This is a genomic window from Lacinutrix himadriensis (assembly GCF_001418105.1).
GTDB lineage: Bacteria > Bacteroidota > Bacteroidia > Flavobacteriales > Flavobacteriaceae > Oceanihabitans > Oceanihabitans himadriense.
In genome coordinates, this window is sequence record NZ_LIQI01000031.1 from 172,429 (window position 1) to 195,329 (window position 22,901).

The 22,901-nt window shown below is 32.0% G+C and carries 20 protein-coding genes; all 20 read left to right on the top strand.

Annotated elements, in window-relative coordinates; all coding sequences use genetic code 11:
* The first annotated feature begins 358 nt into the window (after positions 1-358).
* On the top strand, positions 359-994 hold the full coding sequence (locus tag AMD28_RS16725; RefSeq protein WP_055445287.1) for a sulfotransferase: 636 nt from the start codon (positions 359-361) through the stop codon (positions 992-994).
* A gap of 12 nt (positions 995-1,006) precedes the next feature.
* Positions 1,007-2,083 (top strand): DegT/DnrJ/EryC1/StrS family aminotransferase, encoded by a 1,077-nt coding sequence (locus AMD28_RS16730; protein WP_055445288.1) that lies wholly within the window; start codon positions 1,007-1,009, stop codon positions 2,081-2,083.
* Positions 2,084-2,089: 6 nt separating this feature from the next.
* A complete protein-coding gene (locus tag AMD28_RS16735) occupies positions 2,090-2,971 on the top strand; it encodes a sulfotransferase family protein (protein ID WP_055445289.1) in 882 nt (293 codons plus the stop codon).
* Positions 2,964-3,959 (top strand): glycosyltransferase, encoded by a 996-nt coding sequence (locus AMD28_RS16740; RefSeq protein WP_055445290.1) that lies wholly within the window; start codon positions 2,964-2,966, stop codon positions 3,957-3,959. Before AMD28_RS16735 ends, AMD28_RS16740 begins: the two co-directional genes overlap by 8 nt.
* A gap of 43 nt (positions 3,960-4,002) precedes the next feature.
* Positions 4,003-5,115, top strand: coding sequence for a glycosyltransferase family 4 protein (locus AMD28_RS16745; protein WP_055445291.1), 1,113 nt, complete (start codon positions 4,003-4,005; stop codon positions 5,113-5,115).
* 3 nt (positions 5,116-5,118) lie between these two features.
* On the top strand, positions 5,119-6,969 hold the full coding sequence (gene asnB, locus AMD28_RS16750) for an asparagine synthase (glutamine-hydrolyzing) (protein WP_055445292.1): 1,851 nt from the start codon (positions 5,119-5,121) through the stop codon (positions 6,967-6,969).
* 114 nt (positions 6,970-7,083) lie between these two features.
* The gene (locus AMD28_RS16755; protein ID WP_055445293.1) at positions 7,084-8,469 is read left to right on the top strand and encodes an asparagine synthase-related protein; all 1,386 of its coding nucleotides are present in this window, start codon (positions 7,084-7,086) and stop codon (positions 8,467-8,469) included.
* 3 nt (positions 8,470-8,472) lie between these two features.
* Positions 8,473-9,465, top strand: a complete 993-nt coding sequence (locus tag AMD28_RS16760; RefSeq protein WP_055445294.1) for a glycosyltransferase family 2 protein — start codon at positions 8,473-8,475, stop codon at positions 9,463-9,465.
* A 15-nt stretch (positions 9,466-9,480) separates the two neighbouring features.
* Positions 9,481-10,056: a serine acetyltransferase gene (locus AMD28_RS16765; protein WP_083478359.1), complete on the top strand. Its 576-nt coding sequence runs from the start codon at positions 9,481-9,483 to the stop codon at positions 10,054-10,056.
* Positions 10,057-10,069: 13 nt separating this feature from the next.
* Positions 10,070-11,173 (top strand): glycosyltransferase, encoded by a 1,104-nt coding sequence (locus AMD28_RS16770; protein WP_055445296.1) that lies wholly within the window; start codon positions 10,070-10,072, stop codon positions 11,171-11,173.
* Between the two features lie 5 nt (positions 11,174-11,178).
* Positions 11,179-12,171, top strand: coding sequence for a sulfotransferase family protein (locus AMD28_RS16775; RefSeq protein ID WP_055445297.1), 993 nt, complete (start codon positions 11,179-11,181; stop codon positions 12,169-12,171).
* A gap of 9 nt (positions 12,172-12,180) precedes the next feature.
* Positions 12,181-13,608, top strand: coding sequence for an MBOAT family O-acyltransferase (locus AMD28_RS16780; RefSeq protein WP_055445298.1), 1,428 nt, complete (start codon positions 12,181-12,183; stop codon positions 13,606-13,608).
* A complete protein-coding gene (locus AMD28_RS16785) occupies positions 13,608-14,504 on the top strand; it encodes a hypothetical protein (RefSeq protein ID WP_055445299.1) in 897 nt (298 codons plus the stop codon). Before AMD28_RS16780 ends, AMD28_RS16785 begins: the two co-directional genes overlap by 1 nt.
* 13 nt (positions 14,505-14,517) lie before the next feature.
* Positions 14,518-15,696 carry a glycosyltransferase family 4 protein gene (locus AMD28_RS16790; protein ID WP_055445300.1) on the top strand — a complete coding sequence of 393 codons (1,179 nt, stop codon included), beginning with the start codon at positions 14,518-14,520 and terminating at the stop codon, positions 15,694-15,696.
* On the top strand, positions 15,683-16,882 hold the full coding sequence (locus AMD28_RS16795) for a glycosyltransferase family 4 protein (protein WP_055445301.1): 1,200 nt from the start codon (positions 15,683-15,685) through the stop codon (positions 16,880-16,882). The genes AMD28_RS16790 and AMD28_RS16795 overlap by 14 nt, the downstream gene beginning before the upstream one ends.
* 162 nt (positions 16,883-17,044) lie before the next feature.
* A complete protein-coding gene (locus AMD28_RS16800; RefSeq protein ID WP_055445302.1) occupies positions 17,045-17,740 on the top strand; it encodes a class I SAM-dependent methyltransferase in 696 nt (231 codons plus the stop codon).
* A gap of 47 nt (positions 17,741-17,787) precedes the next feature.
* Entirely contained in the window at positions 17,788-18,462 is a 675-nt protein-coding gene (locus AMD28_RS16805) for a class I SAM-dependent methyltransferase (RefSeq protein ID WP_055445303.1), read from the top strand.
* A gap of 127 nt (positions 18,463-18,589) precedes the next feature.
* Positions 18,590-19,672 carry a glycosyltransferase family 4 protein gene (locus AMD28_RS16810; RefSeq protein ID WP_083478361.1) on the top strand — a complete coding sequence of 361 codons (1,083 nt, stop codon included), beginning with the start codon at positions 18,590-18,592 and terminating at the stop codon, positions 19,670-19,672.
* A gap of 1 nt (position 19,673) precedes the next feature.
* Positions 19,674-20,756 (top strand): glycosyltransferase family 4 protein, encoded by a 1,083-nt coding sequence (locus tag AMD28_RS16815; RefSeq protein WP_055445305.1) that lies wholly within the window; start codon positions 19,674-19,676, stop codon positions 20,754-20,756.
* A gap of 30 nt (positions 20,757-20,786) precedes the next feature.
* Positions 20,787-22,112, top strand: a complete 1,326-nt coding sequence (locus tag AMD28_RS16820) for a glycosyltransferase family 2 protein (RefSeq protein WP_055445306.1) — start codon at positions 20,787-20,789, stop codon at positions 22,110-22,112.
* Positions 22,113-22,901: the final 789 nt, after the last annotated feature.

Here is a 22,901-nt window from a genome sequence, read left to right on the forward strand (position 1 = left end):
TGTTTCTATGCAGATGGATGGTCTAAAACGAATAATGTTAGAAGAAGTAGTTAGTATTATAACAGGATAATGGAGAAAAATAAATTTTGAATTAATTCTCTTTTATTTTAAAAAACCTCTACTGTTAATAGATGAAAAATACACAAAAAAAGGAGGTAAATATGCAGATAAAGCAATGTTTTTGTGGTGATTAAGTGATCTTAAAATTCCACTTAAATTAAAATTGTATTATTGGCTTACCAAATTGCCGGAAATATAAAATAAGTACTTTTTTAATTTAGCATAAACTTATCTAACTTTAATTATTGTAATAAGATATTTCCATTTATATTTAGCGTGTAACGTTACTTAACACATTATGCTATTTAAAAGTCGTCAAACCAAAATATTTTGTATAGGACAAAACAAAACAGGTACTACTACTATAGAAACTGTTTTAAAGAGTTTTAATTACCGATTAGGAAACCAAGTAAAAGGAGAATGGCTCTTAAATTCATGGTACGAAAGAGATTTTAAAAAGATTATTAAGTTTTGTAAAACAGCAGAAGCTTTTCAAGATGTGCCATTTTCATTGCCTTATACGTATCAACACTTAGATGTAGCATTTCCAAAGGCTAAATTTATTTTAACAGAAAGGGATTCTGACGAGCAGTGGTACCAATCAATGGTTAAGTTTCATACGAAACTATTTGGAAATGGAAATCATACGCCTACTTGGGAAGATTTAAAATTAGCAAGATATAGGTATGAAGGCTATATGGCTGATGTAAGAAGAAAAGTGCATAGTATTACTGAGGGCGAAGAACCTTATGACGCGATTAAATTAAAGCATTTTTATAATACTCATAATGCTTCTGTAAAAAACTATTTTAAAAGTAGACCAGAAAAATTGTTAATTATTAACGTTGCCAATGCTAAAGATTATGGTAAATTATGTGCTTTTTTAAACCAACCAAAACAAGGAGATGATTTTCCTTGGGAAAATAGAACATAAGAAACGATTATGATGATTAACGTAACTAAAACTTTTTTACCAGCTCAAGAAGAATATCAAGCTGTTTTACAACGTGCTTGGGAAACTGGCTGGATGACGAATAGAGGGGTTTTAGTACAAGAGTTAGAGGCTACATTAATATCTTATTTGGGTGTAAAAAATATAATTGCTACCACCAATGGTACGCTGCCTTTACAAATAGCCATTAAAGCTTTAGAATTATCAGGCGAAATCATTACCACCCCTTTTAGTTATGTAGCCACTACAAGCAGTATTGTTTGGGAAGGCTGTACGCCAATTTTTGTCGATATTCATCCAGAGTTTTTAACGATAGATGAAACCAAAATAGAGGCAGCCATCACACCAAAAACCAGCGCTATTTTAGCAACCCATGTTTTTGGAAACCCTTGTCATGTAGAAGCTATTGCATCTATTGCTAAAAAACACAACTTAAAAGTAATTTATGATGCCGCACATTGTTTTGGTGTAAAGTATAAAGAGAAAAGCATTTTTAATTATGGGGATGTAAGTACCTGTAGTTTTCATGCTACGAAACTTTTTCATACCGGAGAAGGAGGTGCTATGTTTGCTAATAATGAAACCATACATAAAAAATTGTACTACCATCATAATTTTGGTCATGATGGTCCTGAGGCTTTTCAAGGTATTGGTATTAATGCTAAAATGAGTGAACCTCAGGCCGCAATGGGACTAGCTGTGATTCCTTATATGGATGTAATTATTGAATCTAGAAAAAATACTGTCACTTATTATAATTCTAAGTTAGATTTAAGTAAATTAAAACCACTAAAAATTAGAGAGCACACGCAATGGAATTTTTGTTATTATCCTATAATTTTTGAAAGTGAAGCACAATTATTAAAAGTAAAACAAGCTTTAGAAAAACAAAAAATATTTCCAAGAAGGTATTTTTTTCCAAGTTTACATACCTTACCCTATGTAGAAGTTGCTACGGTTCCTATTTCTGATTGTATATCTAAACAAATATTGTGTTTGCCACTTAGTTATAACTTGGAGAAGGTTCAGTTAGATACAATAATAAATATCATAAATAAAGCAATCAAATAGGTTTTAATGAAAGATAAATCTCCTTTTTTTATATTAGCAAACCCAAGAAGTGGGTCTTCATTATTGCGTATTATTTGTGATAGTCATCCCGAAATTGCTGTACCACCAGAATCTGGTTTTTTAGAATGGTGGTATACTAAATATAAAAATTGGGAAATTAAAGATTCTAAAACAGAAGCTAAGGTTAATGCATTCTGTGAAGATTTAAAATCCTCACGAAAATTCGAAACTTGGATTTTTAATTTTGAATCTTTAAAAAAAATGATTTTAAATCGGCAGCCTGAAAATTATAACGAGTTAATAAATCTAGTATATATCAACTACGGAAAAAATCAAGGTAAAGAAGTTAAAGTTTGGGGAGATAAAAATAACTATTACATAAAAAAACTAAAAGACATATACACTATTTTTCCAAACGCTAAATGGATTCATTTAATAAGAGATGGTAGAGATGTTGCATGCTCATATTTGGAATTGAATAAAAGAAAACTTAAAAGTAAATATGCCCCAGTTTTGCCAAATGAAATTATTGATATAGCTAACGAGTGGGATGAAAATAATTTAAACATTTCTAGTTTTTTTAATTCTATATTAAAAAAGAATACTTTGGTTGTTAAGTATGAGGATGTTGTTTTAAATAATAAATATGAAGTAAAACGTATTTGTGAATTTTTAAACGTAGAGGTTAATGAGAAAATGTATCATTATTATCTTATAAATAAAGAAAAAAATATAGAACCGGTAGAGTTTTTAGAATGGAAATCTAAGACGTTAACAAATCTAGATAAAACTAATATAGGAAAGTATAAAGAAATTCTAACAAGTGTTGATATCCATGAGTTTAATCAAGTTGCTAAATCAAGCTTAGAGAAGTTTAATTATGAGTGAAACAAAAAATATAATGTTAAGTGTTCGATTAATGACATTTATGCATGATGCATTCATTTTGGAAGCTTTAAAAAGTATAGATATTCAAGAAACAAATTTTTATTTTGAAGTTGTTATTGGTGATGATTTTTCTACAGATAAGACATTAGAAATTATTAAAAATTATGAATTCCAAAATGCAAATATTAAAGTTGTTATTTTAAATAGACAAAAGGGAGATGATTATTCTATTAAAAGGGAAAGACTAGGGAGGATATATAATTTTATTAATATTTTAGACAACTGCAAAGGCAAGTATGTTGCTCTTTTAGATGGGGATGATTATTGGGTAGATCCACTAAAATTACAAAAGCAAGTAGATTTTTTAGAAGCCAATCCAGAGTATGAAGTTTGTTTTACAAATATATGCATTGTTGATGAAAATGATAGCATTACAAAACAAGCTTTAATTACGGATAATCGTAAAACAGATTACAAACGAAAAGATTTGCCTATTTGGGCGCCAACTTTAACTCGCGTTTTTAAAAATAGAGATTTTAGTACAGTACCTTCTGCTCCAGGTTTAGATACGGTTATGTTGTTATGGCAATCTCAGTTTGGTAAAATAAAATTTATAAATGAGGTTAGTGGTGCATATAGAAAACATCAAGGTGGGATTTATAGTGCTATATCAAAAGTAAAGCAGAAAGAACATCAATTAACTACGCTTTTAGTTAGTTTAAGTATTATAGAAGCTAATTTATATGCTAAATACTTTGGGATGTTGTTTAAACAACTAATAGAAATTAAGACTTTAGACAAGCTATTCTATAAAAAGAATAAACAATTAATTCAAGATGCCTTTGTAAAGTATAATACACAAATGTCTTTTAAATTAAGATTAAGTATCCATTTTGCTTTTGTTTTAGCTTCTTTGCCAGTAAATTATAAGCAATTAACTATAAAAAAATATTGTTTTAAAGTTTTAGACCATATGTTTATTTACTAAACTATTTTAATTACTTTAGATATCTTCAATAATATATTCAAAAATGTCCATTAAAGTCATTCAGTTATTTCATTCTTTTCCTTTATTTTATCAGCCTTATTTAATGTCTGTAGTGGATAGATTAGATGCACAAGATGATTTAGATTTTAATGTGGTTCATTTTCATGGTACATCAAGAACTAATGCTATAAAAGTGCCAGGTTATTATAAGAGAAGGGTTTATGAGCGCTTACAGAATATATATAATAAGCAGCCATTAAAATTGAATTATATGGAACAATACTGTTTAAAAGAACAGGTAGATGTTTTACATGTTATGGATTCTTTTTTGTTTCCTAAAGTGCTTAATTTATTAGAGCTTGCCGCTAATAAACGCCCTAAGGTTATAGTAACCATGCGTGGAGATGACACTTATGTAAAACCTCTTTTGTACGATAAATGGAAGTTGTTTTATAAGGAACAGGCCAATAAGATAGATGCTTTTATTGCAATGAGTACCCAGCAAAAAAAGCAATTAATAAAATTAGGTGTTGAAGCTTCAAAGGTTAATGTTATTCCTATTTCGTTTAAACCTTCGCAAGTAACTCCAAAAATAAAACCAGATCCTAATGAAATTCGTATTACTTCTGCTTTTAGATTTGTTTGGGAGAAAAATATAGATGGCAATTTAAGAGTTATTAAATTTTTAAAAGAGTCAGGTTATAAAGTACGTTATCAATTATTTGGTTCTGGGCACAGGATAAAAGAATTAATGTTTTTTATAGAAAAATATGATATTTCAGATTGTGTTGTCCTAAAAGGAAAAATGCCATACCAAGAATTAATGACAGGGCTGTTAGAGTCTGATTTTTATTTGCAATTAAGTCATTCAGAATCTTTAGGTATGTCAGTTATTGAGGCACAATCTTTAGGTCTTCCAGCTATTATTTCTAATGCAGGTGGTTTGCCAGAAACTATTGTTCCAGGTAAAAGTGGTTATTGTGTAGATGCTTGGGATGCGGCACAAGCTGCTAAATATATTATAGATCTTTGGAAAAACCCTTCCAATTACGCTTCTTTTTCTAAAAATGGGATGGTGCATAGTCATGAGAATTTCACAGTAGATAAAGAGGTAGATGCACTTAATGCACTTTACACTAAATTATTAATACCTTAATTTATGTGTGGATTTCTGGGTGAATATACATTTCAAAACCATGCCATAACAGAAGCAACATCCTTTAAAGAGCTTTTGGCATTATCTAAACATCGTGGTCCTGACGCTACTGGTATTACAAGGGGTTCTGGCTTTCAATTGGGCTTTAATCGTTTGGCTATTTTAGATGTTTCCCCGAAAGGTAATCAACCCAAACAAAGTCCAAGTGGTCGTTATCAGGTTGTGTTTAATGGCGAAATCTATAATTATAAAGACTTAGCCAAGACGCATGCACTCACTAATTTAGTATCTACATCAGACACAGAAGTCCTCATGCATTTACTAGACAAGCAAGGAGTAGAAGCTACCATAAAACTTCTAAATGGTATGTTTGCCATTGCCATCATAGATACTAAAGAAGATTGTTGGTATCTCACGCGTGACTTTGCAGGAATCAAACCTTTGTTTTATGGAATCCACAAAAATGGAGTAGTAGCTGCTTCGCAATTTGACCAAATTTTCAAGCATCCATGGTTTTGTAAAACTTTAGAATTACAACCAGAAGCTGTCAAAGAATATTTTGGGTTTGGCTATATGCAAGCGCCAAATACTATTTACGAATCTGTTTTTCAAGTAAATCCTGGGGAATTACTTCAAATAAATAGAGAAGGAAACGTTTCTAAAAAAACAATAGTCTCCTTTAATAAAATACAAGAAACGGTACAGGCTAAAACAAATTTATCTCCTATTTTGCAAACAGCTGTTTCCAAACAGTTGGTGAGTGATGTGCCCATCGCTACTTTTTTAAGTGGAGGTATTGATAGCCCTTTAATTAGTGCGTATGCTAAAAAACATATTCATGATATAGAAGCTTTTACTTTAGAAGTTGCTAATCCTAAATTTAACGAAAGTGAGATAGCAAAAGGCTATGCTGCATATTTAAATATAAAGCAACATACTGTTGCTGTAAAGGAAACGGATTTAGTATCGGAAATAGATGCACATTTTAAGGCTTATTCAGAGCCTTTTGGTGATTATTCCAGTATTCCAACCTATGTTATTTCTAAAGAGGCTAAAAAGAAACATACCGTAATGCTGTCTGGAGATGGTGGAGACGAGTTGTTTTTTGGTTATCCTAGAATGTTAGATGTTTTACAAAAACGTTGGTGGTTTAAGTTGCCTTTTTTTATTAGAAAACCTTTAGCCCAGATCACCAATACCTTAGGAATAACTAAAACTTGGGCACCATATTTTAAGACTTTGGATGCTTTTATTGCGAATAAACATGTAAAACTTCCAGCAGCAACTCTAAATGCTGCTTTTCCAAATATATCGTTTTCTAAATACGTAAATGCATTATATGCCTTTCAAAACGCAAACAAACAAACCCTGTTGCATGAAATGCGTTGGAATGAGTTTTATGCACATTTACAACGTGTTTTAATTAAAGTAGATAGAGCAAGTATGGCAAATAGTTTGGAAGTTCGTGTGCCTTTTTTAGATAAAAATAGCATTATTTGGGCTTGGCAACAGCATGGAAAATTAACCAGTAAAAAAGATTTAAAGAAGGATCTTAAAGCTTTATTAGCCAATGAAGTTCCGGAAACACTAATAAACCAAAAGAAAATGGGCTTTTCTGTACCATTATTAGATTGGCTACATCAGCATTTGAAAAAGGAAGTCATACGGGTTGTTTTTCATACCCCATTTTATGGAGAAGAGGTAATAGATGTTGCTGTATTACGTAATTATGTACAAGAGTTTTTTGACCATAAGCATGATAATTCTTGGGGAGTTTGGCATATTTATGCCTGGCAAAAGTGGTGGTTGGAGCATGGTGTAGATAATCTAGAAGGTATACCAAATAAAGAATAAATGCCTTTTCAGCACTATTCTTATTTTGAAATAAAAATTTAGTAGAAATTAAAAACATTTTTTTCTTTACAATTTTAATGACAAGGTCTTTTTATTATATTAGCTCTCCATTATATGATAACCATAAAAACGCCCATATTACCTACTAAATTGCAGTTTGCAAAACTGCATAAAGCTCATGAGCTAGATTATGAAGCCATTTGCATTTTTGCTGCTACTGGTTTTTTTATGGATGGAGATACCTACTATAAAGATGCGGTTTGTTTACTTCCAGGACATAAGCATACTTTAGATGAAAATGGGTATCTTATTAATAGCGAAGCTTGGTTTCATTGGCAGTATACACCAAGAGATATTTCTTTTGAAACTGCTCTTGAAGAATATAAAGAGTTATTAAAAAAAATCACAAAGGAACAAATTGGAGAGGCACCTGTTATTTTACCACTTTCAGGAGGTTTAGATAGTAGAAGTCAAGCACTAATTTTAAAAGATTTAAAAAATCCGGTACATGCCTATAGCTATTCTTTTCCAGGTGGTTACCCTGAACATAAAATTAGCAAGCAAATTGCCAAAGTTTGTAACTTTACTTTTGATGCTTTTACTATTCCTAAAGGATATTTATGGGATGGTATTGACGATTTGGCACAATTAAATGGGTGTTTTTCAGAGTTTACACATGCAAGACAAATGGGGGTTTTAGACGAGCTAAAACAAATGAAAGGCATTTTTTCGCTTGGACATTGGGGAGATGTGCTTTTTGATAGAGGTGCGCCTGAAGGAATAGGAGAAAATGAGGTGATTCCGTTATTGTTGAAAAAAATGTTGAAACCTGGAGGGCTAGAGTTTGCAGAATCCCTTTGGAAAGCATGGGGATTAGATGGAGAATTTAAAGTTTATTTGGAATCTAGAATAGAAAGTGCTTTGTCTAAAATTAAGATAGATAATATTAGTGCTAGAGTTCGCGCTTTTAAAACGGCACAATGGGCACACCGTTGGACTACCACGAATCTAAGTGTATTTGCAGAAGCACATCCAATTACTTTGCCGTATTATGACGATAGAATGATGCAGTTTATTTGTACTATTCCAGAAGAATTTTTAGCAGATAGGCGTTTGCAAATTGCACACTTGAAAGAGTATAAAGCATTAGCAAATATTACGTGGCATGAGCAAAAACCCTTTAATTTAAATACCTATAAGTATAATAAAACGCCTTTTAATTTGCCGTATAGGGTATGTAATAAAATAAAGCGCGAGTTTAATGCAGCTATTGGAAACCCATATATTCAACGTAATTTTGAATTACAGTTTTATGGAGAAGCAAATGACAAACAATTACAAGAACGGATTTTTCATCCTTCTTTTCTAGAGTTTGTGCCAAAAGAAGTGGTTATGGACTTTTATAAAAAGTTTAAAAATACGAACCCAGTTTTTTATTCCACTCCAGTTAGTATGTTATTAACAATGTCTTTATGGCATAAACATTTTTACAACAAATAAAATATGAAATTATCTGTAGTTATTCCTGTGTATAATGGAGCAGATTTCATTCAGAAATCGTATCTCTCTATTATAAATCAGCAATTAGAAGATTTTGAAATACTTTATGTAGATAATAATTCTAAAGATGCTTCTGTAAAAAACATAGAAAAACTAATAGAAAAAGATACTAGGGTAAAGCTTTTTACACAACCGAAACAAGGAGCAGCTCCAGCCAGAAATTTAGGAATTGAAAAAGCTTCAGGAACCTATGTGTATATTTTTGATGTAGATGATGAAATATATCCGGAAGCATTACATAAAATGATTGCCGTTTTAGATGCTAATCCAGAAATCGATGCGGTATTTGGAAGGATGATCAAATCTCCTAAAGGAATTTCTGAAACGGAAAAACCAACCGATGAAACGGATAAAGTAATCTTTCAAGAGAAACCCTATTGGGGAATGTATTGGTTTGAACATTTAAAACATGTGGTAGGCCCACCTGCATTTCTCTATAAAAGGACAGTTTTCTGTAAAATTGGAGGTTACAACGAAGACCTAAAGATTGGTCAAGATACTGCGCTAGATATTAAATTAGGAATGACCTGTAATGTTGCCTTTTTAGATACATACATATATTTGTATTTTAAACACTCTACATCTACTCTAGAAAAAGCTAAAAAGAAAAAAGATAACATATCGCTTCATTGGTCAAGATTTGTAAAATCACATCTGCCTTTTTATTTAGAAAATGAAGTGCCATTAAAGTATAAAGACTTGTTGTATAGCTATTTATATGCTACTATTGGTAAATGGATTTGTAATACAAAAGGTTTAGCAAAAAGAAGTGCTTTAAAAAAGCAATTACTTGAGGAAATTACTCCAATTTCCTTGCCTTTATTATTACGATGGTATTTATCTATCTTGGTAATTATTCCAGTAAATATCGCTTTGAAATTTTATGTTTATTACCTTGTTCCTTTTTATATTAATAATTCTATAAAAAAACTTTAAATTGCTTTAGCTATTATGAAACGGTTCATTTTTCTTGTAAAACATGTTTTTAAAAAATTGCTTTTAATAAAGTTGTTTAACCGTTATGTAGCCGAAAATAAAATTATTCAACAAGATATTGTTCAAACAATAAGTGTTAGAGGTTGTAAAGTAAATCCAGATACCCTAAAGAAAAAGTTTGAACATCTCATGATTTATTATCCGGAGTTTGCGGTTATATTTTTTTGGCGTACAAAAGAGCGCCGACAGTGGGTAAAAAAAATATTTATAAAAGAATTTCTTTGTAAAATTTTTGAAAGCACAAAAATTGCGGGTGGCCTCATGTGTTATCATCCTTTTGCAACGGTTATTAATGCAAAATCTATAGGTGAAAATTTTCAATTTAGAAATGGATTAACCATTGGGAATAAAGGAAACGATAACACCTTAATTCCTACTATAGGAGATAATGTAACGGTAGGCGTAAATGTGGTAATTATAGGCAACATTACTATTGGTAATGATGTGGTTATTGGAGCAGGATCGATAGTGGTAAAAGACGTTCCTTCCCATTGTGTAATCGCAGGAAATCCTGCACGAATTATTAAATAAAGCAAATGCTTTTATGTCGAAAAAAATAAAAGTTTTATATACCATACCCAATTTTAACACCGCAGGAAGTGGTCGATCGGTTTATGATTTGGTTGAAAAATTAGATCGTAACCTTTTTGAACCAGAAATATGTTGTTTTCATAATAAAGGAAACTTTTACAAGGAAGTAGAAAAGCTAGGGGTTAAGATGCATCTTTTTCCTTTTACAGCAAGCTACAGACCTAGAATTACTTTTCTATCTCGCGTTTTAAAAATTAGAAAATTTTTTAAAGACAACCAGTTTGATTTGATTCATTCTTGGCATTGGAGTTCGGATATTTCGGAACCTCTAGCGGCCAGATTAGCAGGAATACCTTATGTGTATACCAAAAAAGCAATGGGTTGGGGAAATAGGTATTGGTCTTGGCGCTCGAAATTAAGCACCAAAGTTATTGTGGTTAATGAAGATATGATGCAGCAGTATTTTAATACCATGCTACATAAAGCAAAGAAGTTTCCATTAGCCATAGATACCAACCGTTATCAAGCTACAGTAGGTAAGGATACTTTATTAGAAAAATACGCTTTTAAAAAGGAGGATTTTGTAATATTATCTATAGCAAACTTGGTAGCTGTAAAAGGAATGGAGATCCTTTTTGAAGCGGTACAGCAATTAGAGGATACTTCTATAAAGGTTTTAATTGTTGGTAATGACACCAATGATTATGGCCAAGAATTAAAAGAACGATATCGTGAAAATACAAATATTGTCTTTGCCGGAAAACAGCTAGAAGTTAGACCTTATTTAGCTTTAGCAGATTTATTTGTTATCCCTACTAAAGACGAAGGAAGGCGAGAAGGCATACCCAATGCACCACTAGAAGCCATGGCTACAGAATGTGTGGTGGTAGGTTCTAATGTGTCTGGTGTAAAAGACATTTTAAAGGAGTTTCCAGAATACTTGTTTGAAGCGAGTAATGTGGCTATGTTAGCCGAAAAAATACAGGCCGTAAAGAATATGTCGGAAACCGAAAGAAGTACGTTAGGGAAAGAGATGCGAAAGCAGGTGATCAAAGAATTTTCAATAGAAGAGTTTCTAAAAAACCATGAAGCCTTATATTTAAGTATTGTTAAATAGATTGTATGGCAAAGAATACACAAGATGTATGGAAATCTAAAACACCAGAGCATCTACCAGATTTTATTATAGGAGGTGCCATGAAATCGGGTACCACTAGTTTGCATGCTATTTTACATAGTCATCCAGATATTGCTATGGCGCATAATGAATTGGGTTTTTTTGATATCGATAGCATTTTACAGCATCCGGATTATAATTTTTATGATCCTAAAAAAGAGACTTGGACCAGCCAATCCATGCAAGAGCAGCCAACGCTATTATGGAATTGGTATGCATCGCAATTTAAAAGTATAGAGAAAAAAGCAAAAATAATAGGCGAAGATTCTACTACGTATTTAACTTCTGAAATTGCAGCAAAACGAATCGCTTTACAAGACAAGCCTATAAAACTTATTTTTATATTACGCCATCCTACCAAAAGAACGATATCTAATTATTTACATTTACTAAAATCAGGAAGAGCAATATATTCTCTAGAGGATACTTTAAGATATAATCCGAATAGTATTATTAGACGAAGTATGTATCCGGAGCAGTTAGAAGCGTATTATAAGCATATCCCGTTCGAAAGAATTAAAGTAGTTTTGTTTGAAGATTTATTAGAAGATAAGGAAAAATGCATCCAAGAAGTATGTGAATTTTTAGAAGTAGATTTTTCTAAGTTAGATACCAGTGTATTTAATACACATTCTAATAAAACAAAAACACCAAAGCATATAAAATTACAGCTTCTTAGAAATCGTTGGTTACGTAAAAGTGGTAACTATAGGTATTCTAGTTTTTTGCCTTTACAACCAGATTTTCAAGGCAAAATGCCATTGCAATATCGCATTATGGATCGATTACATAAAAAGCTGAATCCCTTAAAAAGCACTATTAAATTTAAAGCATCTAAGGCTACCGTAGCATTATTAGATGATTTTTTTAAAACAGAATTTAAAGATTTGGATAGCCTTGTAAAAAAGGAAGTTTTTTCTAAATGGTTTAAAAATTAGATTGTAGATATGCTGTTTAACTCTATAGATTTTGCGATTTTTTTACCAATAGTTTTTGTACTGTATTGGTTTGTTACCAAGCGTTCTCTGTCCTTACAAAACGTACTTATTGTTTGTGCTAGTTATTTGTTTTATGGGTGGTGGGATTATCGTTTTTTAGCATTAATCGCTTTAAGTACCCTTGTCGATTTTTTAGTTGCTAGACAATTGCAAAAGGAAACTGTGCGTAAAAGAAGAAAAGCACTCCTTTTTGTTAGCTTAGTTTTCAATTTAGGCATGTTAGCCTTTTTTAAATACTTTAACTTTTTTATAGAAAGTTGGGTAGATGCATGGCAGCTGTTTGGCATAGAAATGCAAACTGCTACTTTAAAGATTATTTTACCAGTAGGTATTTCGTTTTATACCTTTCAAACGTTGAGTTATACCATGGATGTGTATCGAAAAAAAATAGATGCGACCAATAGCTTCATGCAATTTGCAGCATTTGTGTCTTTCTTTCCGCAATTGGTAGCAGGACCTATAGAAAGAGCTTCCCATTTATTACCACAGTTTCAAACCAAACGTATTTTTAACAGTGAATTTGCTATCAGCGGATTTTATCTCATTATTTGGGGATTATTCAAAAAAGTAGTGGTAGCCGATAATTGCGCCTATTTTGTAAATCAGATATTTGATGGGTATGGTAGTTATTCTTCCATGGAATTATTTCTAGGCGCTGTTCTTTTTGCTTTTCAAATTTATGGCGATTTTTCAGGGTATTCCGATATTGCCATTGGGGTTTCTAGATTATTTGGCTTTGATTTAAAAACGAACTTTTCCTTTCCTTATTTTTCTAGAGATATTGCCGAGTTTTGGAGACGCTGGCATATTTCTTTGTCTACATGGTTTCGTGATTATTTATATATTCCGTTAGGAGGTTCTAGAGGATCTACTTGGCAAAATGTTAGAAATGTATTTATCGTGTTTTTAGTCAGTGGTTTTTGGCATGGTGCCAATTGGACCTTTGTGGTTTGGGGAGCTATTCATGCAACACTGTTTTTACCTTTATTGCTATTGCAATCCAATAGAAAACATATTACATCTACCAAATTAAGCCTGCAACAAGTACCTATGTTAGTGGGCACCTTTGTAGTTGTAACTATGGCATGGATCTTTTTTAGAGCAGATAGCGTAAGTATAGGCTATCAGTATATACTAGATATCGCTAGTTTTAATAGTGGCACTACACAAGTCTTTTATAAGACCTCTAAAACCGTATTATTTACAGCCATTATTGTTGTAAGTATTGGTATATTGCTCCTGTTTGAGTTTTTAGCAATTCAAAAAGATAAAAAAGAGGTTGAGTTAAATAGGTATACCGCTATAGCTGTTGTGCTCTTAATCTGTTTTATGGGGGTGTTTAAAAATCCGTCAGCGTTTATTTATTTTCAATTTTAATGATGCAGTTGTTTTTTAAAAGAATCGGTTTTATTCTGTTACTAGGTTTTGGTATCGCCATGCTAGTGTCTGCTGGTAGCCTATGGCTTTTACGTCAGTCATCCTTTTATAAGCCTTCTTTTTTAGTAAATGATATCCCGGAAAAGAACTTTGATTATATCGTGTTAGGAGCAAGTACAGGCTTAACTACATTAAATACTACCGTTATAGATTCGGTGATACAAACGAAAGGAATTAACCTGTCTATGGATGACACCGCTTTATCCAGTCAGTACTTAATGTTAGAACATTTTTTAGCACAAGGAAAAACGACGAAATTTTGTGTTTTGGCACCAAGCGCTGCTAGTTTTGATGCTAAAGATCCTGATATTAGTGATAATGATTATCGGTTTTTACCATATATTAATGAAGATTATGTTTTTCAATATTTTAAGCAGTACACTAGTACAAGAGCAAAGTTGGTAAGCAATTCGAAATGGTTACCCATGTTGGGCGTTTCTTATTTTAATGTGGAAGTATTTTATCCTTCTCTGTTTACTATTATACAACCCAAAAAGAGAAATAGATTTGATGCTAAAGGGAATTATACCTATCCGATAAAAAATAATAAAGAGGCTGCTATTTCTGAATTTAAAGCATTTCCGGTTTCTTTTTCAAACCATTATATAGCGAAAATAAAAGCCTTATGTATGGCTAATAACATAGAACTGATTTGTTATTTTTCGCCTATAAAAGGGAGGAAAGTGATTGCGGAAACCACTAGTTTTTCGATCATTAATCATAGCGATGTATTAAAAAACGAAGCTTATTTTTATGATGTCTTACATGTAAATACAAGAGGAAGGCAAATGGCGAGCATACATTTTGCCAATGTATTTCAAACTTTATTAAAGTAATGATATCTAATAAATGAAAGATCAATTAAAAATAGCTGTTTATTCTGGAGATATACCAAGTACTACTTTTATAGAAAGGTTAATACTTGGTTTGTCTAATACCGGAAATAGTATCTATTTGTTTGGCTTTATTAAAAAGAAAGTAAAATACCAGGATTCGGTTTCTGTTTTTGGGTATAGAAATACGAGATTGCACAAGGCTTTACATTATCTAAAATATAGCTTTTTATTATTCTGTTTTAAGCATAAAGAAAAACGAAAACTAGATGCAATATTAAAAAAGCAATCTAAAAATCTATTATTAACTAAGGTAAAGTGCTATCCTGTATTATGGCATAAACCAGATGTTTTTCATGTGCAATGGGCAAAAGGTTTAGCAGACTGGACTTGGGTGCAAGAATTTGGAATGAAACTCGTGCTTAGTTTACGTGGTGCACACATTAATTATTCTCCTATTGCGGATAAAAAATTGGCTGCAATGTATAGCGCATACTTTCCACAAGTAGATGGCTTTCATGCCGTATCTAATGCAATAGGTTTGGAAGCGGTAAAATATGGTGCGTTCCAAGAAAAAATACATGTGGTGTATAGTGGTTTACCATGTATAGAAGAAAAAAAGACAGCAGCAAAACAAAAGGATGTTTTTCAAATAATTTCTGTAGGAAGAGCGCATTGGAAAAAAGGCTATACCTACGCATTAGATGCTTGTAATATATTGAAAGCGCAAGGGTTTAAGTTTCACTATACGATTGTTGGTGGTACGAAGGATATTGAATTTGCATACCAAATTCATGATCTACACTTAGAGAAGGAAGTACGCTTGATAGATAATTTACCTTATGCCAAAGTGCAAGGGTTAATGCAACATGCCGATTTGCTTTTATTACCAAGTGTAGAAGAGGGCATCGCAAATGTAGTTTTAGAAGCCATGCAAAATACTACATTGGTATTAACTACTAATTGTGGTGGTATGGATGAGGTTATTACAGATGGCGTTAATGGGTTTATGGTGCCTATACGGGACTCGGAAGCCATAGCAACAAAAATATTAGAAATAGAAGCGATACCAGAAACAGCAAAAGAAGAAATACGTAAAAAAGCATTACATACCATTAAAACAAAGCATCGTGAAGACCAAATGGTAGATCAAATGCTAGCATTATACCAAAGCATATACCATGACAAAGCATAAAACAGAAAAACCAACGATTGGTATTGTTTTATCGACAGTGCCTAGATATTCGGAGACCTTTTTTAGAAATAAAATTAAGGGCTTACAGGATAACGGTTTTCGTGTTATATTATTTGTGGATTATTTAGAACCAGAAGATGCTAATTTTGCTTGTAAGGTTGTTGCTTCTAATGCTTTTAATAAAAATACCTTTAAAAGGATTTGGTGTAGTTTTTTAGCCTTATTAAAGTCTTTGTTTATGCATCCTAAAAGGAGTTCTGTTTTATATACGCTAAACAAGAAGGATGGGATTTCTTTTAAAGAAAATATGATACAAGTGATCCTTAATCAGTTTTTTCTTAAAGAGGAAGTAGATTGGTTGCATTTTGGGTTTGGTATGCTAGCGGTGAAAAGAGAAAATGTTGCAGCAGCCATGTGTGCAAAAATGGCTGTTAGTTTTAGAGGGTATGATTTATACTTATCGCCTTTAAAGCATCCAGGTTGTTATAATATGCTCTTTACAAAAGATATTCAATATCATGTTTTGTCGCAAGAAATGAAACAAGAGCTGTTTCGTTATAAAATTCCTTCCAATAAAATCCAAGTGATTACTCCGGCAATAGATATACCCTTTTTTACAGCAAATACCACTTTGGAAAAGAAAAATAGATTAGAACTAGTAACGGTTGCAAGACTACATTGGAAAAAAGGGTTGGTGTATACTTTAGAAGCTTTAGCGCTTTTAAAACAGTCGGGAATAGCCTTTCATTATACTATTATTGGCGCAGGAAGTGAAAAAGAGCGCCTTGTTTTTGCAGCGTACCAATTGGGGGTTTTAGAAGAGGTTACGTTTACCGGAAAACTAGTGCAAAACGAAGTGAAAAAACAATTAGAACAAGCTACTATTTATTTGCAATACAGTATACAAGAAGGATTTTGTAATGCCGTTATAGAAGCACAAGCTTTAGGTTTGCTCTGTGTGGTTTCTAATGCAGAAGGCTTAGCAGAAAATGTATTAGATGGTAAAACGGGTTGGGTGGTACCAAAGCGTAATCCAGTACTTTTAGCTAATAAAATAGAAGCAATAGTAAAACTATCGGAAGCCGAAAAGCAAAAAATAAGTAAAAATGCCATAAGTAGAGTACATAAGGAGTTTGGTTTAATAAAACAACAAGAAGCATTTGTTCGTTTTTATAGTGAAAATTAAGAAGCTAAAGCCTCTTTTTTGTTTTGCTGTATAGCTTTTGCTCAAACAATACCATTTTTTAATTCATAATATCTATTATTGTACTACTATAAAATTAAAACAGACTATTTATACGTAATTATGACACAATATGAATTCCTGCGTTGGTTCACTTTTCCTATAATGACCACACATTTAGTTACCGTTCGCAATGACATAAAAAGATTGATAAAAGGACATAAAACGAATGGCGAGAAGCTACATATTTTAGATGTTGGCGGACGAAAATCACCATATACCATTCAACTTCCCGCAAATGTTACTTTGTTAGACGTGCCACAAGAAGAAGGGACTCGTGAGGAATTAAATTTAGGTTTTACCAAAGATATTCTAACCACCATACAGAAGAAACGTAGTAATATAAAAGATGTCATTATTCAAGACATGACAAAATCTACACTGCCAGATGCTTCTTATGATGCCGTTGTTTGTATTGAAGTGATAGAACATGTGGAAGCAGATGATATATTCATAAAAAACATAGCAAAAGTAATTGCCTCAGGAGGGTGGGCATATTTTACAACCCCTAATGGGGATTATATAAAAAATGAAGGTCCTAATAAAAACCCAGATCATGTTAGGCATTATACCCGATTAGAATTACAAACGTTACTAGAAAAGTACTTCGATAGGGTAGATGTACATTACGGTGTAAAAACTGGAAAATACAGAGTGCAAGGATTAAGAAGTTATAGTGTAAAAAGACCCATACAAACTCTGCAATCTATTTTTTCTAATATTATCAATAGGATGCAATCTAAAGACGTAGCAGATACCGCGGAAGAAACAGCGCATTTAATTGCTATTGGGTATAAATGAAAAAGGTAGCAAAAATGATTTGTAATCAGATCTCAAAATAATAAAATATGTTTAAAAAAGTATATTCAGGAGTAAGAAAAATTATAAAAGAAATTGTAAAATCTAAACAAGAAATAAGACACGCTCTTGTTGGGGCTCCAAACGTATGGAAATATACACGAGAATTTCAATTTCAATTTCTAATAGATCAAGGATTGCAAAAAAACGATACTCTGATGGATATTGGTTGCGGAACGCTTAGAGGTGGTATTCCAATGATTCAGTATCTTAATAGTAGGAATTATTATGGTATAGATGTTAGAGCAGAAGTTTTAAATGAAGGTAGAAAAGAAGTGAAAGATGCTAAGCTTGAAAATAAAAACCCTAATTTAATTTCATTTAATCATTTTTCAGATCTAGCGATTGAAACGAAATTCAATGTTATGTTTGCTTTTTCTGTTTTAATTCATTTAGAAGATAAAATTGCAGAAAGCTGTTTTCAATTTGTATCTGAATCATTGGTAGTAGGAGGCGTTTTTTATGCAAATGTTAATATTGCAGATTTTCAAGATGGACAATGGGTGGAATTTCCAGTTGTTTTCCGTAGTCAAGAATTTTATAATAATCTAGCAGTTAAAAATGGTTTAGAGTTAGAGGTTATGGGAGATTTATTAGGCTTAGGGCATAGCACCAACAAGAATTCTGATAAGCAACAAATAATGTTGAAATTTACAAAAATATAAAGAAGTAAAACTTTAATTAGCTTTTTCTCAAACTAGGATTAATAAATAGGAAAATTTTAGCAATAATTTTATAGCGTTTTACTTTAGTATATATTTGAATGATAATATCGAATAAAAAATCAAACACTTGAAAATTCTATTATTCCATACCTACAATCAGGGCTATCTTTCTAGCTTTTTTCAGGAGTTGTCTGTAAAGCTAATTCATGAAGGACATGAAGTAGTTAGTTTTTCATGGAAGAATTCCATAAGTGATAGGATTATCGATGGCGTACGCGTTATAGTTAAAAAAAAGAAAGGGTATGTAAACAATTACCGCAATGTTTATGGCCTCATTAAAAAGGAAAGACCAGACGTTATTTTGTCTAATTTCAGCTATGTGAATCCTGCATTATTATTTGGTAAACTATTTGGTGTTAAAAAAAACATAGTATGGTTTCATTCTTTAAACGAGCAAATAAAATCAAGTAAAACAAATGTTTTTATAAAAAAACAGTTTTTAAAACTAGCAGATATTGTTATTGCAAACTCGTATTTAACAAAAAAAGAACTTTATAAGTATTACGATGTATCGGAAAGAAAAATACAAGCCATTCCTTTTTGGAGTACTATTTCGGAACAAGTGATTTTGCCCTCTGATATTACATTTGCATCCAACAAAAAGGTAGTCAAGATTGGCTGTCCGGGCAGAATCGCAACAGATAAAAATCAAAAAATAATTATTGAAGCACTTTCTAAGTTAAAAGCTAATTCTAATTATGCGTTTCATTTATATTTTGCAGGAATTGGAGAAAATCTTTCTAATCTAAAAAACCAGATTGAAGCATTAGGTCTTGTAAATGAAGTTACTTTCTTTAAGCACTTATCGGCTAACGATATGTTACATTTTTACAATACGCTTGATGTAGTTGTTTTGCCAAGTTTATACGAAGCATTTGGGTTGGTGTTTATAGAGTCCATTTCTTTAGGTACACCTGTTATCGTATCTTCTCAGTTTGGAGCGTTATCTTTTTTAAAAGAGGGTAATAAAACGCTTTCTGAAATTACATTTCATCCGAATTCAGTAAAAGAACTTCAAGAAAAATTAATTCCCTATTTAGAGAAAAAAGGGTTGCCAAAATCGTACTTTAAACAATTATATCACGACAATTTTAATAAAGAAATGATTTTTAAAAGCTTCTTAGAGAGTATTAAAATTAAAGAAACTTAAATTGAAGATATTAATCCTATATACCTATAACAAAGGCTTGCTTTCTAGTTTTTTTCAAGAACTTTCTGAAAAGATTTATCAAGATGGCTATGAGGTGGTGAATTTCTATTTAAAGCATCGTGAAGATTTTTTTGTTCAAAACGGAGTTCGTATTTATGGAGAAAAAAGAAGCGGGTATTTTAAAAATTATTATCGCATTTATAAGTTCGTAAAAAAGGAAAAACCAGATGTTGTTATTTCTAATTTTAGCTATATTAATCCAGCTATTTTAGCAGGGCGTTTATTAGGTGTGAAATCTAATATAGCATGGTTTCATACCGCTTATGGTCATACAAAACCTAGTGTTGTTAAAGTACTAAACAAGACTTTATATTTAAATATGGCTAATCTCGTATTAGCAAATTCTAAACGTTTACAAGAGGAGATGCATACCATCTATAAAGTACCAAGAAAAGGTACGAGACGCATTCCGTTTTGGACTAATATATGCAATTACAATCCTTGTGCTAATACTTTAAACGCGCTTAAAAAAAACGATACTTTTAAAATAGGTTGTCCTGGACGTTTGGTTTCCGACAAGAATCACCAAACGGTAATAAAAGCAATTAGTGGGTTAAAGAGTAAAAAAAATGTAGCGTTATATATTGCTGGTAATGGATCTTATAAACAGGAATTAGAAACATTGGTTGAGCAACTAGGTTTAAATAGTCAAGTCGTATTTTTAGGAAACTTATCGATACCAGAAATGGTTGCCTTTTATAAAAGTATGGATGTTGTAGTATTACCTAGCTATCATGAAGCTTTTGGATTGGTATTTATAGAAGCTTTAGCTATAGGTGTTCCTGTAATTGTATCTTCTAAGTTTGGTGCTTTAGACTTTATTGATACACAACAATTTTCATTAAATAACTTTACCTTTAACCCTAATTCTGTTTCAGATTTAGTAAATCAGTTACAATTGTATGTTGAGAATAATGGAGTAGCTAGTGCATTTTTTAAAGATTTATATTTGAATACTTTTGATAAAGAGCTAATTTACCAATCTATAAAATATATTATTACCAATCCGAACCCTTTAGATTAACCTTGTTTTAAATACGCTTTACTGCTTTATATGCTATTTCATTTTTTAAAATACTTACAACCAACCCATTATTTCCAGCTATTTACAAAAGCGAATACCTCTGTTTTTCCCATTGTAAAAAGTATACCAGAATCTGTTTTATTGCAGTTAACAGTAGATACAACATATACCTCTACTTTAGCACAAGATTATGATTTGTCTTGGCAAGCAGTGCAAAAAGGATATATTGGAGAAGCACCAACATATACCACTTTTGAAAAACTGTCTGCACAAGATAACTACCATTTTATACGTAAGTATTTTAATAAAGCATGGGTTTTTTATGTGTTAGTACTTCGTTTGTTTTCGTTTAAAAATCCTTTTAAAGAAATTACAGCTTGGTTAAAAACGCGACAGGTACAACGTGTTTCTATAGGAAGTAATCCTATTGTATATAACGATTACAATACCTTTGAATCGGCATTAATAAAAGAAAATCAAAAGGTAAGTGTGGTCATCCCTACGCTAAATCGTTATGATTATTTAAAAGCGGTACTAAAAGATTTGGAGCAACAAGACTACAGTAATTTTGAAGTTATTGTTGTAGATCAATCCGAACCTTTTCATCCAGATTTCTACAAAGATTATACCCTAGATATTAACTTAGTTCGACAAGAAGAGAAAGCACTTTGGTTAGCGAGAAATAATGCTATTAAGAATGCAAAGGGAGCTTTTATAGCATTATCTGAAGATGATGTGCGTATCGCACCTAATTGGATTTCTAGTCATTTAAAATGTTTAGATTATTTTAAAGCGGAGGTATCTGCAGGTGTTTTTTATCCAGAAGGAAAACAAATCCCAAAAGACAGATCTTTTTTTGCAATAGCTTCGCAATTTGCGACAGGAAATGCCATGTTGTATAAAACCGTTTTTAAAACCGTTGGCTTGTTTGATAGACAATTTGAAAAACAGCGTATGGGAGATGGGGAGTTTGGGATGCGTCTTTATTTAGAAGATATCAAAAGTGTATCCAATCCAATAGCATCTTGTATAGATGTAAAAGCAGGAACTGGCGGTTTACGCGAAATGGGAAGTTGGGACGCGTTTAGGCCATCCAACTTTTTTGCACCAAGACCAATACCAAGTGTATTGTACTTTTTTAGAAAATATTTTGGGAATAAAGCTTCCCGCTTAGCCATGTTACGTATGGTGCCTTTGTCTATTTTTCCATACCAATTCAAAAAAAATAAACCCTTATTAGTATTAGGTGTTTTACTAACCATCTTGATTTTACCTATCGTTTTTTATCAGGTTTTTAAATCTTGGAATCTTGCTAGTAAGAAGTTGAAGGAAGGGGATAGGATTGAGAAGTTGTAAGGTTTAATTAAAAATGAATAATTAAAAATGAATAGTTAAAAAGGAATAGTTAAAAAGGAGATGTTTGTCAGTTCGAGTGAAATTGCTTTTTCTGTTTTGTATTATGCGTATTGTCGTCCGAGTAATCAAGAATGAGTTATCCAACATGAGTAATCCAACATGAGAATTCAAGCATGAGTAATCACATATGAGTGATGTCCCCTCGGAGGGGACTTTAGGGGTGTTATTGCTCTGAGGGGTGTTTTACTTTAGGGGTATTTTTTTTCTTTAGATGTCTACAGATTTGATGAAGAAGAAAGAGAGGTATAAAGTTTTAAAAACCCTTCCGTCTTTGATTTCTTTAAGGAAATCAAATCCACCTTCCCTTGCAAAAAGGGAAGGTGTTTTGTGATTTGGGATGGATTTGAATGAAAAGGTTAAAAGTGAAATAGAGAAGAGAGAAGAGAGAAGAGAGAAGAGAAAAAAGAGAGGCGTGTGAAGTAATAGAATATAAAGGATGAGTAATCACGTGTGACTATTCAAGCATGAGTAATCACATCTGAGTATTGCCGTCTGAGTAATCACATCTGAGTGATGTCCCCTTAGAGGGGACTTTAGGGGTGTTTTTGCTCTAAGGGGTGTTTTACTTTAGGTATTATACATTTGGTGTATATGAAATAAAAAATAATAGAATATAAGGCACATGAGTAATCAAGCATGAGTAATCCAACATGAGAATTCAAGCATGAGTAATCACATATGAGTGATGTCCCCTCGGAGGGGACTTTAGGGGTGTTATTGCTCTGAGGG

What these genes read in the sequence shown, in the direction of transcription:
- AMD28_RS16775 (WP_055445297.1), top strand. Translation starts at nt 11,179, where the DNA reads ATGGCAAAGAATACACAAGATGTATGGAAATCTAAAACACCAGAGCAT.
- AMD28_RS16770 (WP_055445296.1), top strand. Translation starts at nt 10,070, where the DNA reads ATGTCGAAAAAAATAAAAGTTTTATATACCATACCCAATTTTAACACC.
- AMD28_RS16760 (WP_055445294.1), top strand. Translation starts at nt 8,473, where the DNA reads ATGAAATTATCTGTAGTTATTCCTGTGTATAATGGAGCAGATTTCATT.
- AMD28_RS16730 (WP_055445288.1), top strand. Translation starts at nt 1,007, where the DNA reads ATGATTAACGTAACTAAAACTTTTTTACCAGCTCAAGAAGAATATCAA.
- asnB (WP_055445292.1), top strand. Translation starts at nt 5,119, where the DNA reads ATGTGTGGATTTCTGGGTGAATATACATTTCAAAACCATGCCATAACA.
- AMD28_RS16790 (WP_055445300.1), top strand. Translation starts at nt 14,518, where the DNA reads ATGAAAGATCAATTAAAAATAGCTGTTTATTCTGGAGATATACCAAGT.
- AMD28_RS16725 (WP_055445287.1), top strand. Translation starts at nt 359, where the DNA reads ATGCTATTTAAAAGTCGTCAAACCAAAATATTTTGTATAGGACAAAAC.
- AMD28_RS16820 (WP_055445306.1), top strand. Translation starts at nt 20,787, where the DNA reads ATGCTATTTCATTTTTTAAAATACTTACAACCAACCCATTATTTCCAG.
- AMD28_RS16765 (WP_083478359.1), top strand. Translation starts at nt 9,481, where the DNA reads ATGAAACGGTTCATTTTTCTTGTAAAACATGTTTTTAAAAAATTGCTT.
- AMD28_RS16785 (WP_055445299.1), top strand. Translation starts at nt 13,608, where the DNA reads ATGATGCAGTTGTTTTTTAAAAGAATCGGTTTTATTCTGTTACTAGGT.
- AMD28_RS16755 (WP_055445293.1), top strand. Translation starts at nt 7,084, where the DNA reads ATGATAACCATAAAAACGCCCATATTACCTACTAAATTGCAGTTTGCA.
- AMD28_RS16735 (WP_055445289.1), top strand. Translation starts at nt 2,090, where the DNA reads ATGAAAGATAAATCTCCTTTTTTTATATTAGCAAACCCAAGAAGTGGG.
- AMD28_RS16800 (WP_055445302.1), top strand. Translation starts at nt 17,045, where the DNA reads ATGACCACACATTTAGTTACCGTTCGCAATGACATAAAAAGATTGATA.
- AMD28_RS16805 (WP_055445303.1), top strand. Translation starts at nt 17,788, where the DNA reads ATGTTTAAAAAAGTATATTCAGGAGTAAGAAAAATTATAAAAGAAATT.
- AMD28_RS16745 (WP_055445291.1), top strand. Translation starts at nt 4,003, where the DNA reads ATGTCCATTAAAGTCATTCAGTTATTTCATTCTTTTCCTTTATTTTAT.
- AMD28_RS16795 (WP_055445301.1), top strand. Translation starts at nt 15,683, where the DNA reads ATGACAAAGCATAAAACAGAAAAACCAACGATTGGTATTGTTTTATCG.
- AMD28_RS16780 (WP_055445298.1), top strand. Translation starts at nt 12,181, where the DNA reads ATGCTGTTTAACTCTATAGATTTTGCGATTTTTTTACCAATAGTTTTT.
- AMD28_RS16740 (WP_055445290.1), top strand. Translation starts at nt 2,964, where the DNA reads ATGAGTGAAACAAAAAATATAATGTTAAGTGTTCGATTAATGACATTT.